The sequence below is a fragment of the Nitrobacter sp. CN101 genome (assembly GCF_055390255.1).
Window position 1 is genome coordinate 3252466 of sequence record NZ_AP038833.1, and the last position, 12289, is coordinate 3264754.

At 62.0% G+C, this 12289-nt stretch carries 14 protein-coding genes; 4 read left to right on the top strand and 10 right to left on the bottom strand.

Annotated features, from left to right (window positions below; genetic code table 11):
* Positions 1-28 precede the first annotated feature (28 nt).
* Entirely contained in the window at positions 29-280 is a 252-nt protein-coding gene (locus ACZ5IL_RS16415; protein ID WP_464593133.1) for a hypothetical protein, read from the bottom strand.
* On the opposite strand from ACZ5IL_RS16415, the gene ACZ5IL_RS16420 reads away from it, so the two are divergent.
* The 3 genes from ACZ5IL_RS16420 to ACZ5IL_RS16430 all read left to right on the top strand — a co-directional run bounded on the left by ACZ5IL_RS16420 (position 273) and on the right by ACZ5IL_RS16430 (position 3862).
* Positions 273-2555 carry a transglycosylase domain-containing protein gene (locus tag ACZ5IL_RS16420; protein ID WP_464596922.1) on the top strand — a complete coding sequence of 761 codons (2283 nt, stop codon included), beginning with the start codon at positions 273-275 and terminating at the stop codon, positions 2553-2555. The genes ACZ5IL_RS16415 and ACZ5IL_RS16420 overlap by 8 nt on opposite strands.
* Before the next feature lie 156 nt (positions 2556-2711).
* Positions 2712-3287 (top strand): DUF1214 domain-containing protein, encoded by a 576-nt coding sequence (locus tag ACZ5IL_RS16425; protein ID WP_464596923.1) that lies wholly within the window; start codon positions 2712-2714, stop codon positions 3285-3287.
* On the top strand, positions 3284-3862 hold the full coding sequence (locus ACZ5IL_RS16430) for a DUF1254 domain-containing protein (protein ID WP_464593135.1): 579 nt from the start codon (positions 3284-3286) through the stop codon (positions 3860-3862). The genes ACZ5IL_RS16425 and ACZ5IL_RS16430 overlap by 4 nt, the downstream gene beginning before the upstream one ends.
* A 113-nt stretch (positions 3863-3975) precedes the next feature.
* Here the strand turns inward: ACZ5IL_RS16430 and ACZ5IL_RS16435 are convergent, their stop codons facing one another.
* The gene (locus ACZ5IL_RS16435; RefSeq protein ID WP_425909660.1) at positions 3976-4731 is read right to left on the bottom strand and encodes a hypothetical protein; all 756 of its coding nucleotides are present in this window, start codon (positions 4729-4731) and stop codon (positions 3976-3978) included.
* A 39-nt stretch (positions 4732-4770) separates the two neighbouring features.
* Positions 4771-4974, bottom strand: coding sequence for a hypothetical protein (locus ACZ5IL_RS16440; RefSeq protein WP_079446205.1), 204 nt, complete (start codon positions 4972-4974; stop codon positions 4771-4773).
* A gap of 138 nt (positions 4975-5112) precedes the next feature.
* On the opposite strand from ACZ5IL_RS16440, the gene ACZ5IL_RS16445 reads away from it, so the two are divergent.
* Positions 5113-6078, top strand: a complete 966-nt coding sequence (locus tag ACZ5IL_RS16445; RefSeq protein ID WP_464593137.1) for a DUF2336 domain-containing protein — start codon at positions 5113-5115, stop codon at positions 6076-6078.
* A 67-nt stretch (positions 6079-6145) separates the two neighbouring features.
* On the opposite strand, the gene cckA is transcribed toward ACZ5IL_RS16445, so the two are convergent.
* The 7 genes from cckA to flgB all read right to left on the bottom strand — a co-directional run bounded on the left by cckA (position 6146) and on the right by flgB (position 12238).
* Positions 6146-8698 carry a cell cycle histidine kinase CckA gene (gene cckA / locus ACZ5IL_RS16450; RefSeq protein ID WP_464593139.1) on the bottom strand — a complete coding sequence of 851 codons (2553 nt, stop codon included), beginning with the start codon at positions 8696-8698 and terminating at the stop codon, positions 6146-6148.
* A 149-nt stretch (positions 8699-8847) separates the two neighbouring features.
* Positions 8848-9927, bottom strand: a complete 1080-nt coding sequence (gene flhB, locus ACZ5IL_RS16455; RefSeq protein WP_464593141.1) for a flagellar biosynthesis protein FlhB — start codon at positions 9925-9927, stop codon at positions 8848-8850.
* A gap of 10 nt (positions 9928-9937) precedes the next feature.
* Positions 9938-10708 (bottom strand): flagellar biosynthetic protein FliR, encoded by a 771-nt coding sequence (fliR, locus tag ACZ5IL_RS16460; protein ID WP_079446201.1) that lies wholly within the window; start codon positions 10706-10708, stop codon positions 9938-9940.
* Between the two features lie 14 nt (positions 10709-10722).
* Entirely contained in the window at positions 10723-10986 is a 264-nt protein-coding gene (gene fliQ, locus ACZ5IL_RS16465; RefSeq protein WP_079446200.1) for a flagellar biosynthesis protein FliQ, read from the bottom strand.
* 63 nt (positions 10987-11049) lie between these two features.
* The gene (fliE, locus tag ACZ5IL_RS16470; protein WP_464593144.1) at positions 11050-11361 is read right to left on the bottom strand and encodes a flagellar hook-basal body complex protein FliE; all 312 of its coding nucleotides are present in this window, start codon (positions 11359-11361) and stop codon (positions 11050-11052) included.
* Positions 11362-11375: 14 nt separating this feature from the next.
* A complete protein-coding gene (gene flgC, locus ACZ5IL_RS16475) occupies positions 11376-11801 on the bottom strand; it encodes a flagellar basal body rod protein FlgC (RefSeq protein WP_079446198.1) in 426 nt (141 codons plus the stop codon).
* A gap of 29 nt (positions 11802-11830) precedes the next feature.
* Positions 11831-12238: a flagellar basal body rod protein FlgB gene (gene flgB / locus ACZ5IL_RS16480; protein WP_464593146.1), complete on the bottom strand. Its 408-nt coding sequence runs from the start codon at positions 12236-12238 to the stop codon at positions 11831-11833.
* Between the last annotated feature and the right edge of the window lie 51 nt (positions 12239-12289).

Consider the following 12289-nt stretch of genomic DNA (forward strand, 5'->3'; position numbering starts at 1 on the left):
GGCTTCGCCGGCACTTCGCGCAAGCGCCCTAGGGGATCTGGGGTGCCAATAGCGGCTGTGCCAGGCTGAAATCGCAACCGACCATTGGTTTATCTTCCGCGCTCGGATAGAAGAAAATCGGCTTTCCCAAGGATGCCAAGATGATGCTCCAGCGTGGGTTTTGAGATGCCTTCTCGAGTGCCTTGGGTTTGCCGTAACGTTCTTGCATGAGGGTGGCGAGATGGCGCCTTAGATGAAGGCGCTGCGATGCCGCAGATCGGTCACAGGCCTTGGTGCGCAACAACCTGCCCTCCGATTGGAAGAAGCGAATCCGGCATATCCTGCTGGATCTCGATTCGCGCATCGATTCGACCCTGTTCTCCTCGGCGGCCGGCGCGCGGGAACTTTATGAGCGCTTCTCCACGTTCATGGACCGCTTCTATGTCGGCCATTGGAAGCGCTGGGTAATCGTCGAGCCGCTGTCTGAAGCTGCAACCTTGGGCCTCGGCGGTCTCATCCTCCTGCTGGCGCTGGCACAGCCGGCGTTCCGCGAAACCGCCGACGAGGACTGGCTGAAGAAATCCGATCTCGCGGTGGCGTTCCTCGATCGCTACGGCAATCCGATCGGCAGCCGCGGCATCAAGCATAACGATTCGATTCCGTTGGAGGAATTTCCCGACAACCTGGTCAAGGCGACGCTCGCGACCGAAGATCGCCGCTTCTACGATCATTTCGGCATCGACATTGGCGGCACCTTCCGCGCGCTGGTGACCAACGCACAGGCTGGCGGCGTGCGGCAAGGCGGCTCCTCGATCTCCCAGCAGCTTGCGAAGAACCTGTTTCTCTCCAACGAGCGCACCATCGAGCGCAAGGTCAATGAGGCCTTCCTTGCCGTCTGGCTGGAAACCCGACTGAGCAAGAACGAGATCCTTAAACTGTATCTCGACCGCGCCTACATGGGCGGCGGAACCTTCGGCGTCGACGGCGCGGCGCATTTCTACTTCAACAAGTCGGTGCGTGACGTCAACCTCGCCGAATCCGCGATGCTCGCCGGCCTGTTCAAGGCACCGACAAAATACGCGCCGCACATCAACCTGCCCGCCGCCCGCGCCCGCGCCAACCAGGTGCTCGACAACCTGGTCGATGCAGGCTTCATGACCGAGGGCCAGGTGTTCGGTGCGCGGCGTAATCCCGCCACCGCGGTCGACCGCCGCGACGAGAACTCGCCGAACTATTATCTCGACTGGGCATTCGAAGAAATGCGCAAGCTGGTCGACACGTTTCCGCGCTCCTACACCGAGCGCGTGTTCGTCGTCCGCACCGCAATCGACATGAATGTGCAACAAGCGGCGGAAGAAGCGATCGAGAGCCAGTTGCGCCAGTTCGGACGTGACTATCACGCGACGCAAGCGGCAACGGTCGTCGCAGATCTCGATGGTGGCGTGCGCGCAATGGTCGGCGGACGCGATTATGGCGCGAGCCAGTTCAATCGCTCGACGGATGCCCTGCGCCAGCCCGGATCGTCATTCAAACCGTATGTCTACACCACAGCGTTGCTCAACGGCTTCACTCCGACATCCAAGATCGTCGACGGCCCCGTCTGCCTCGGCAACTGGTGTCCGCAGAACTACGGCCACTCCTACTCCGGGACGGTGACGCTAACTCAGGCGCTGACGCGGTCGATCAATGTCGTGCCGGTCAAACTCTCGATCGCGCTCGGCAAGGGGGCAAAGAATCCCGCTAAAGCCGGCCGCGCCAAGATCGTCGAGGTCGCCCGCAAGTTCGGCATTGTCACACCGCTGCCCGACACGCCCTCGCTGCCGATCGGGGCCGACGAGGTCAACGTGCTCGAACACGCCGTCGCCTATGCGACATTCCCGAACAAGGGCAAGGCGGTGGCGCCGCACGCGGTTCTGGAGGTCCGGACCGGCGCCGGCGATCTGGTGTGGCGCTACGACCGTGACGGCCCCGCACCGCGCCAAATCATTCCGCCTTCAGTCGCCGCGGATATGGCCGGTATGATGAGTCATGTGGTCAGCGAAGGCACCGCACGCCGCGCCATCCTCGACGGCATTCCGGCTGCGGGCAAGACCGGGACCACAAACGCTTATCGCGACGCCTGGTTCGTCGGCTACACTGGCAACTTTGTATGTGGAGTCTGGTATGGCAATGACGACTATTCGCCAACCAACCGCCTGACCGGCGGCGCGTTGCCCGCCCAGACCTGGCACGACATCATGACGGCTGCGCATCGCGGTATCGAAGTCAAAGACCTCCCCGGTGTTGCAGCGCCAGCGAAACCGACCGCCGACGTGGCAGCCAAAACCGCTGCCAGCGACGACGATGCAAAACCGGCCCCCCCACCGATCCTGACCAAGCGCGGAGCCGACATCCTGGTCCGTGTGGAAAAGATGCTGGATCAAGCAGCCAAGACAATCGGAAAAACCTCGGCCGGAGAACCGGTCGATCCGGCTCGCTCCGGCGCCCTCAGTCCCACCTCCTCCGGCGGCGGCGCAGAAAACTTGGCGGCCGCGACGTCCAGCGACCGAGCAGCCCCGGCGCCAAGCAAGAACTAGAGTGGGATGCGGAAGTGTGTACGGTTTGCGACCGCAATAAACAATGGAATCGATCACGGTTATGATTTGGACCTTTCTGATCCAAACGTGGCGTGTTTCCGACATTCGCATTAGAGATGCGCGACTCGAATGGCTTCAACACTGGAGCGCCGACACGTGCGGCTGATTGTCATTTTGCTGGGCCTCGGTCTCGCCACCGCGATAGGCATCGGAACTACTTGGATCACCGCAACGCGCGGCACCAATCTCGGCACGCTGACCATCGGCGCATGGACGGCAAAACCAAGGATTGGATCCGCCGAGATCGACCCTTACTCCCGCGCCGCAATTGCGCGAAGTGGAGAGCTGCCGATCGGAGCGGGAGACGGCATAGCATTTCTTGCCACGGCCGACGACGCCAAGCGACCGCTCGATGGCCGATGCGACGTCATCATCAGCGGCGTCACACCGGCGGCGCGGTTCTGGACGCTGACGCTCCACGACCGCAAGGGCCATCTGGTGGCGAACTCGCTGCAACGCTATGGCTTCACCAGCCAGGAAATTGTGCGGAATTCCGACGGCTCATTCGTGGTGCATGTGGCATCTCGCGCGCGTGCCGGCAACTGGCTGCCGACCGGCGGCATCGAAAGCTATGTGCTGATGCTTCGACTCTATGACACGCCCGTCGGAGTGGGCACGCGAACCCGACGCGACGCCCCAATGCCTTCCATCGCGACAGAGAGGTGTTCATGATCCGCCTGCTGTTTGCGATCGTCGGCGGCATTCTGCTCGGCGGGATCGTGCATCTCGTCAGCGTATTGGCACTGCCGCGGATTGCCTCGCAGGACGCCTATTCGCGACTAACGGAAATGACGACACTGAACGCCGTGACGCCGTTGCCGCCAGCGGATCCCGCCAACTCGCTGATGCCTTTCATGGACCCTGCGTTTGCCGTCGCGGTCTGCCGCTACGACCTGTCAGGCGGATCGATCAAGCTCACGGTGCCCGTGAGCGAGGCCTACACGTCGGTGTCATTTTACACCCAAAGCAACGTCGCCTATTACGCCATCAACGACCGTTCAGCTGGACGCAAGGTGATCGAACTCAATCTGATGACCGAAGCACAGCACGCAGAGCTGCCCGAAGAAGAGGACGTGACGGCCGCGGACCGCCTCATCATCGACTCTCCCTCGACGACGGGGCTGATCGTTCTGAAGGCGCTGGCGCCTGAGTCCGGCATGACGGAGCAGGCGAAATCATCTCTCGCCGCCGCAAAATGCCGGCTGCAAACTGAGCCGCCCGTGGTGAAATCGGACGCGAAACGATAGGACGTTTTGGGAGTAGAATGAACCGCCTGTAACGGCGTTTGTCTCACCTCTGCCGAGGAAATCCGGATTGATGAGGCTTGGTCGCTTTTGCGTGAGCTACAATCAAGGACGCGCTACCCGCGCGTACGCAGGGCGCGGCCGATCACGGGGGCCGCGGTCACAGGGGGATTGGCGGCCAACATCGCGAGTTGCCCGATCAGACGGTCTGCGTCGGCCGCCATACCGTCCGGCGCCTGAACCACCAGATGCTCGAGCGCCCAGCGATAGGACGCGATCCGCTGCTCGAGGCACTGCTGCACCCACTGCACGATCAGAGTGTTTTCCTCCATGCGGGCGACGGCGTCAGCGTGCTCACGCGGCGATAGGTCGGACACCAATCTCAGGCTGGCGTTGCGCTTGCCGTCGAGAACGAAGACCTGCCGGGCGGTGTTGAAGAACGGATCAAAACGAGTGATGTCGTCGCGAACGTCATCGATCAATTGCGTATAGCGCGAAGTGTGAGAACGATGCGGCTCGTCGATGAGCAGGCGGCCGTAAGCGGAGCGATCAAATGCAGGCTTTTGCCGCCATGGCGTAGCGAGCGGGTCGTAGTCGCCGAACACACTCTTCCAGGCCGGCCGCGAATGCGGCGGCTCGACCAGCGGATAGGCGAGATCGCGCAACATCCTCTCGCTTTCGGTTAGTTGAAACCGCGACGGCTGACGACCGATGCTGCCGGTCGCTTCCGCGCCCATCCAGCGGTGCATGTCGTCGTTGCGTGCATCCTGACGAACGCGGCCGAAGTCACCACCACTGCATGCTGCGAGCGCAGTGCCTAATAGAATCACGGAAACAAGCGAAGTGAGAGATGAACGTTTCAGCCCTGGCATCGCAAGCGACGTCTCCTGCATCGGGCGTGTCCGGAAAAATCAGGAGCGGGCGCGGCGGCGGCGGCGCCGCCCGGCAGCCGTGCCCTGCTCGGGACCGCTTCCACCGCTGGTTTCGTCGGTCTCGCGGTCGATGCGTATGACCGGCAGGATCACCACCGTTCCCCTCATCTGATCCGAAGAGCGATTTACCGTTGATCCCAGCCGCGAAGCCGCATCTGCCGGAAACGCAATAACGGTGCCCATGCTCAGTCTCTCCTCGCCCCAGCGCTCGTCGCGATTTGGGCAGCGACGCGTCGGGATTTAGAACCCCGCATGGTTAACGGCCTGTTAAAGCGGCCGCGCTAGGGTGAGAACAAACTGGTTCCGTAAGCGTAAGCCGCCATGACCGCACCTCCGATGTTTCCCGGCTTCGACGGGTTGTTGATGCTGTCCCGCCGGGACGGCGTTGACATCCGTCCGACTCTGCTACGGGTCCTGACCGACCTTTACGTGCAGGCCAGCACGCACTCTGTCGAAGAGGAACGACACTTCGTCGAACTCACCTCACGCCTGATCGATCATGTCGACGACGCCACCCGCGCCGTAGTGCGCGCCCGCCTGTCGATCTACCCGCGGACGCCGGCGGCGATCATGAGCAAGTTGCGGCTCGACGCATCCGTCACCCCACCGCAGGCTGGTAGCCCCGCGCCGCCATCGCCGCCCGCGACGGTGGCCCCAGCGACGAAACCGCACACGGTCGCAACGCTATCGATGGCACCAGGTGACGCCGCCGAAATAAGTGAGATGTTCTTTGGCGCAAGCTCTAAAGATCGCGCTTTGATCCTGCACAACCTGTCCACGGCGCCGCTGCGGCCGTCGCCGCATATTCATCCGTCCCGTGCCCTGCGGGCGATCGAGATTTTGCACATGGCCGCATTCGCGTCCGACGTTGATAGCTTCGCGACCGAACTCAGCGCAACCTTGATGCTTCCCGCCGCGATCTCCGAACAGGTGGTGAAGGATCCGGGCGGCGAGCCGCTCGTTTGCGCCGCCAAGGCCATCGGCATTCCCTCTGAAATTTTCCAGCAGATTTTGCTGTTTCTCGATCCGGCCATCGGTACGTCCGTCACTGAGGTCTATCGGCTCTCGCGCCTCTACGACGCGCTCAGTGAACGCTCTGCGCGAATCATGCTGGCCGCCTGGCGCGGCGCCACGATGACGGAAGCTCGGGCGAAGTATCGCTCCACCCTTTACGATGACGGGCGCAATCGCACGCGGACAGCGCCGGCGCACGGGCGTCACGGCGCTGCACAACCCGGCACGGCACCTGCCGCGCGCGGAACTGGACGCAATCCAACAAAGGGGTAGATGGGCGGCTTAGCCTCCACCCGGTCCTTGAAGGCCGAGCGGTCAACGGCAGGCCGAAACATCGAGGCTAGGATGCCGTCATCGTCTCCTTGACCTTGGCGATCAGCGCACTGAGCGCGAAAGGCTTCGCAAGGAAAGCAAACTGCTCGTTCTCCGGCAGACTCTTGTCGAATGCTTCTTCGGCGTAACCCGACACGAAAATGATTCTGAGATTGGGATTGCGCACCCGCATTTTCCGCAACAAAGTTGGTCCGTCCATTTCCGGCATAACAACGTCGGAGACCACCAGATCGACGGTACCATTCTCGTCGAGCGCTTCCAGCGCTTCGATGCCGTTGGATGCCTCGATCACGCTGTAGCCGCGCGAACGCAGGCCGCGGGCATTGAGCGAACGCAGGCCCTCTTCGTCCTCCACTAACAAAATAGTGCCTTGGCCGGTCAGATCGGTGTTGACCGATTTGGCCGCGGGAGAAAGCTCCTTCGCAGCGCCAGTCACGCCGGACGACACCGGCGGCGCCTCGGCTTCGGGATGGTGGCGCGGCAGGAAAATACGAAACGTCGTGCCCTCGCCCGCTTTGGAGTCAACGTAGATGAAACCGCCGGTCTGCTTGACGATGCCGTAGACCGTGGACAGACCGAGCCCGGTGCCCTTGCCCACCTCTTTTGTGGAAAAAAACGGCTCGAAAATCTTATCGACGATCTCGGGCGGAATGCCTGTACCGGTGTCACCGATCTCGACCAGCACATAGTCCGCGGCCGGCATTCCCTTGTGGCCGAACGCCGCGACCTCCGCGGCCGCGACGTTCGCGGTGCGGATCGCGAGCTTGCCGCCATTTGGCATGGCGTCGCGCGCATTGACCACGAGATTGACGATAACCTGTTCGAACTGCGAGACGTCGGCCTTGACCGGCCACAGGTCTCGCCCGTGCACGACGCCGGGGAAAGTAACCTTCTCGCCGATCAAACGTTTAAGCAACATGCCGATGTCGCTCAGGGTATCGCCGAGATCGAGCACTTTCGGCTGCAGGGTCTGTCGCCGCGAGAACGCCAGCAATTGCCGCACCAGGGCTGCGGCGCGGTTGGCGTTCTGCTTGATTTGCATGATATCCTGGAAAGACGGGTCGGTCGGCTTGTGCGCGTTCAGCAGGAAGTCATTTGCCATCATGATGGCGGACAGCACGTTGTTGAAATCGTGTGCAATGCCTCCGGCAAGCTGACCAACCGACTCCATCTTCTGGGATTGATTGATCTGGCTCTCGAGCGTGCGCCGCTCGGTCGTCTCAAGCATGTAGACGATGGCTGCTTCCGCGTCGCGATCGTCCTCCACCGCGGTGACGAAAAACTGTCCCCATCGCTCGCGCGCACCCTCCAGCATCACCTCGACGGGAGGGATATCACCCTGCCCGTCCGCCGCAGCGTGGATGGCCGCGCTCAATTGACCACGATCGCGCTCCTTGACCGCCGCAAGAATCGACTTGGCCACGGCGCCGTCCGGACTGAGGCTTTGCGCGAGCTTCGCAAACCGCGCGTTGGCGCGACCAACAGCGCCGGATTTATCGACCGTCGCGATCGCCATCGGCGTGTTGTCGAAGAAGCGCATGAAGCGTACTTCCGCCGCACGCTGCGGATCGACGCGCTCGTCGCGGGCGCGGCTGATCACCAGCGTTCGCGAGGGACCGGGCACACCGTCGGCGCCGAATGCCAACTTGTGATACAGGCGCGCCGGCATCGTCTTGCCATTGCGCATCCGCAGATCGATATCGAAGACCTCGGTGCGGACTTCGCCGGGCGCAGCAATAATCGATGTCAGCAAAGACGCGCCGTCGCCCGAAACGATGTCGGCGAGCTTCAGGCCACCCGAGCCGACCTCCGCCAGATCGTGATCCAACCAGTTGGCAAGCGTCGCATTGACATAGACAAGATCGCCTGACTGGTTGACAGAGAAGAATCCGCACGGCGCATGATCGAGATATTCGATCGCATGGCGCAGTTCCTGGAATACATCTTCCTGCCGCTCGCGGTCGCGGGTGATGTCGGCGATCGACCACACGGCATATCGAGAATACCGCTTTGCCTGTGCGAGCCGGCGTACCCTCAACCGCAGCCAGCGACCGTTCGTGCCGTCGGCGGCGGCAACGCGCACCTCTTCCTGCTGACGTTTGCCCTCGCGCGCCGCCTTCAAAAGGCGGAACACCGCCTCGGAAACGTCGGGATTGCCGATGAATACGCGCTCCACCGGCCGCACGTCCTGCATCGACGTAGCCCCGGTCAGGGTGAGATAAGCGGAGTTGGCATAAATGATGTGCCCGCCGGAATCGGTGACGGCGATACCGTCGAAGGCGTGATCCGCTATCGGACGCATCAGCGGATCGTCAATGGTGCGGTCGGCAAAGCGGACGATCCCGGCCGCGAACGCGAAAAGCGTGAACAGCCCGACCATCGCTAGCGAGGCCAATAGCGCCAGAATATAAGGCTGGGCGTCAGTACTTCCCAGCGTCATAAACGCCACGGCGGCGGCGACAATCGAACCCGCGACCAGCAGGACCAGGAGGATGCTGCCGCTCCGCCGCGCCGGCTCCTGTCCGACCTGCGGTGAATCGATGTCGGGATCTGGCGTCATGGAATCCGGCGGGGCCTATCGCGGCGGGCGCGGAATGCGCATGCGCCGGGTCCTGAGTGCCTGAATCGGACCCGGCAGCGCAAGCGCCTCATAGGCTCATTCCCGCCATTTCCCCCACCCCGATGCTCTTCCGATGCCGGCCCCCGGCCTCAGATCCGGTGCCCCGAAAACCCGCGCTTCAAGCCCATGACGTAACCAATGATTTCGGCGACGGCGTGATAGTGCTCGGCCGGAATCTCCTCGTCGATTTCGACAACGGCATACAGCGCGCGGGCCAAAGGCACGTTCTCGACGACTGGAATGTCATGCTCGCGGGCGATTTCCCTGATCTTGAGCGCGATGTTATCCACGCCTTTGGCTACGCAGACCGGCGCCGACATGCCGCGCTCATAGGACAAAGCGACCGAATAGTGCGTCGGATTGGTGATGATCACCGAAGCCTTGGGAACGGCGGCCATCATGCGCTTCTTCATGCGGACATGGCGCAACTGTCTGATGCGAGCCTTGATATGCGGATCGCCCTCTGACTGTTTGAACTCCTCTTTCATCTCCCGCAGCGACATTTTCTGTCGCTCGAACCATTGCCGGTACTGGAACAGGTAGTCTGCGATCGCGACCAGCGCGAGCATTACAATCACGGCGCCGAGCAATTGCAGCGTCAGGCTTTTCGTAACTCCGAGAAGGGCGTCCGGATCGAGCCGCACCATCGCGTCGAGCCGCGAGCGCTCCGGCCAAAGCACCGCCGTCATGACCGCGCCCAGCGCGATCAGTTTGAAAAGTCCCTTGGCGAAGTTCGCAGCAGCCTGCTTGCCGAAAATCCGCTTGGCGCCGGACACCACTGAAATCTTGCTGAGCTTCGGCTTGAGCGATTCCCCCGACCAGACGAAGCGGTGCTGAATGACATTGCCGGCAACGGCGGCCATCATCAGCAAAAGCAACGGAACGCCCAGCACGGCAGCAAGGCGATACCCGATTTGCTCGGTCAGTGCCAAAAGACCGGGGCCGTCGGTCCGAATTTGCCAGGAATTGGCGATCAGATTGCGCAACGGCGTCTGGAATCCGTCGCCGATCGAGCCAGCAAACGTCGAAAGTACCAGTGTCGCACCCGCGATCACGAACCAGGTGTTGATCTCCTGGCTCTTGGCGACGTCGCCGCGCTCGAGCGCATCGTCGAGGCGCTTTTGCGTCGGGTCTTCTGTTTTCTCGGTATCGTCGCTCTCGTCGGCCATCGCGGAGACCTCAGTTCAGCGACGTCAGGTCTTGCATCACGCCGACCAGATAATCCATGTAGGTTCCCATCATGGACGCCAGCACGGCGGCGAAGATCATGAAGCCGATAAGAATCGAGAGCGGCACGCCGACGAAATAGACCTGCATCTGTGGCATCAGCCGCGCGAGCACGCCAAGCCCGATATTGAAGACCAGTCCGAACACCAGAAACGGAGCCGACAGTTGCAGGCCAATCTTGAAAGCGCCGGCAAAAGCACGCGTCGCCAGCGCCGCCACGTCGCCGCTCGGCATCAGTTCGCCTGGCGAGAATATCTTATAACTGTCGTTGAGCGCGGCGATGACCAGATAGTGGGTGTCGGTTGCGAACAGCAGCGCGATCCCGAGAAGGGTCAGGAAGTTACCCATCAATGCGCCTTGCTGGCCCTGCGTCGGATCCACCGACGTGACGAATCCAAGCCCGAGCTGCTGTGCGATGATCGAGCCTGCCACATGCAAGGCTGCGAGCGTGACGCGGGCCGTAGCGCCCAGCACGACGCCGATAATGATCTCGTGCACCAACAAGACCGCCAGTGGCGCGACCGACTGCATATCAACGTGATAGGCGGCACGATGCAGCGGCAGGATGATGAGGGTCAAAAGCAGAGCGATGGCGAGCTTCACACGCACCGGAATGAAGCCCTCGCCGAACCCAGGCAACAGCATCACCATCGCGCCAATGCGGGCGAATACCAGCATGAAGGTGGCGGCGAGAGCGGGTAGAAGCGAGATATCGATATGCATCTCGCGACTGTGCGTCAGCCGCCGATGATTCGCGATGAAATCCGTATCATTTCCGCGTGCAGCGCATCGGCCATGAACGGTAGCGCCAGCACCAGCGTCACGAAGATCGCCAGAATCTTCGGCACAAACACCAGCGTCTGCTCCTGAATTTGCGTCAATGCCTGCACCAGCGAAATCGCGACGCCGACGATGAGGCCGACCGCCAGCAGCGGTCCGGAGACCAGAACGATGGTCCAGATCGCGTCACGTGCGACATCCAGTGTTTCAGCGCCGGTCATAACAAACCTCTTTTCGGCCAGATAAGGAAGGACGCAGCATCAGCGAGCTGATGTGCGCTCCAATCAGATCGGCATTCTCATGATGTCTTCATAGGATTGGATGACGCGGTCGCGCACCGACACCAGCGTCGACACCGCGACGTCGGTATCCGCGACCGCGGTCACCACATCCATCAGGTTGGCCTTGCCCGATGCCATCGCCACCGTCTGCGCATCGGACGTCCGCCCCGCTTCCCTCACGCCGCCGAGCACATCTTTCAGCACCGCACTGAACGCTGGACCATCACCGCCCGGTGCTTTGCCACCGGCGGCGCCGGACTCCATCATCCTCGCGAGGCTTGCATAGGCATTTGCTGCAACTGTGGGCGACGCCATGGCAAATTCTCCGATCAGGACTTGAGGATATCGAGTGTGCGCTGGATCATCCGGCGCGTTGCGCTGATGATGTTGAGGTTCGCCTCGTAGGACCGCTGCGCGTTGCGCATGTCGGTCATCTCCACCAGCGAATTGACGTTGGGATATTTGACGTTGCCGCTGGCGTCTGCGGCCGGATTGCCCGGCTCGTGCTTGACGCGGAACGTTGACATGTCAGGCCTCACCCGGCCGAGCGTCACCACTTTCGCATCGAGCGCACGATCGAGGGCCGAAGAAAAGGTCGGCACCTTGCGGCGATAAGGATCGCCGCCTGGCCCTTGCGCGGTTGAGTCGGCGTTGGCGATGTTTTCCGAAATCACCCGCATTCTCCCGGCCTGCGCTCGCAGACCAGAGGTCGCAATGCTCATCGATCGCATGAAGTCGGCGCCGTTGTCTGCCATGATGCAGTCTCCTTCCGTTTAGCCCTACGTCACGCTTTGCCGACAGCCATCTTCAGCAGCCGCAGGCTGCGGCTGTAGAGCGAGGTCGCGGCGGCATAGTCCATCTGGTTGGCCGACACCTGGAGCATTTGATCCTCAAGACTGACGGCGTTGCCAGCCGGACGGGTCTGAAAGCCGCCATTGCCGTTTTGTCCGAAGTGCGAGAACGCTTCGAAACCGGCAATACTCTGACCTGAGGTGGGGCGGATCATCGCCAGCGCCGCACCGCTTGAAGCATTGCCGCCTTGTGCGTCGAACCTCGGTTCCACCAGATCGTGCGGCTTGAAGTTCGGGGTATCGGAGTTAGCGATGTTTTCGGCCAGGACACGCTGGCGCTCGTGATGCCACTGCATCCGGGTGCGCAGCGCCGCCAGCGAGGTTATATCGTTGAGGGGCACAGGGTCTTCGCTCCGGCCTCGGGACGGGGCGCCGCCGAGGTAGGCAGAATT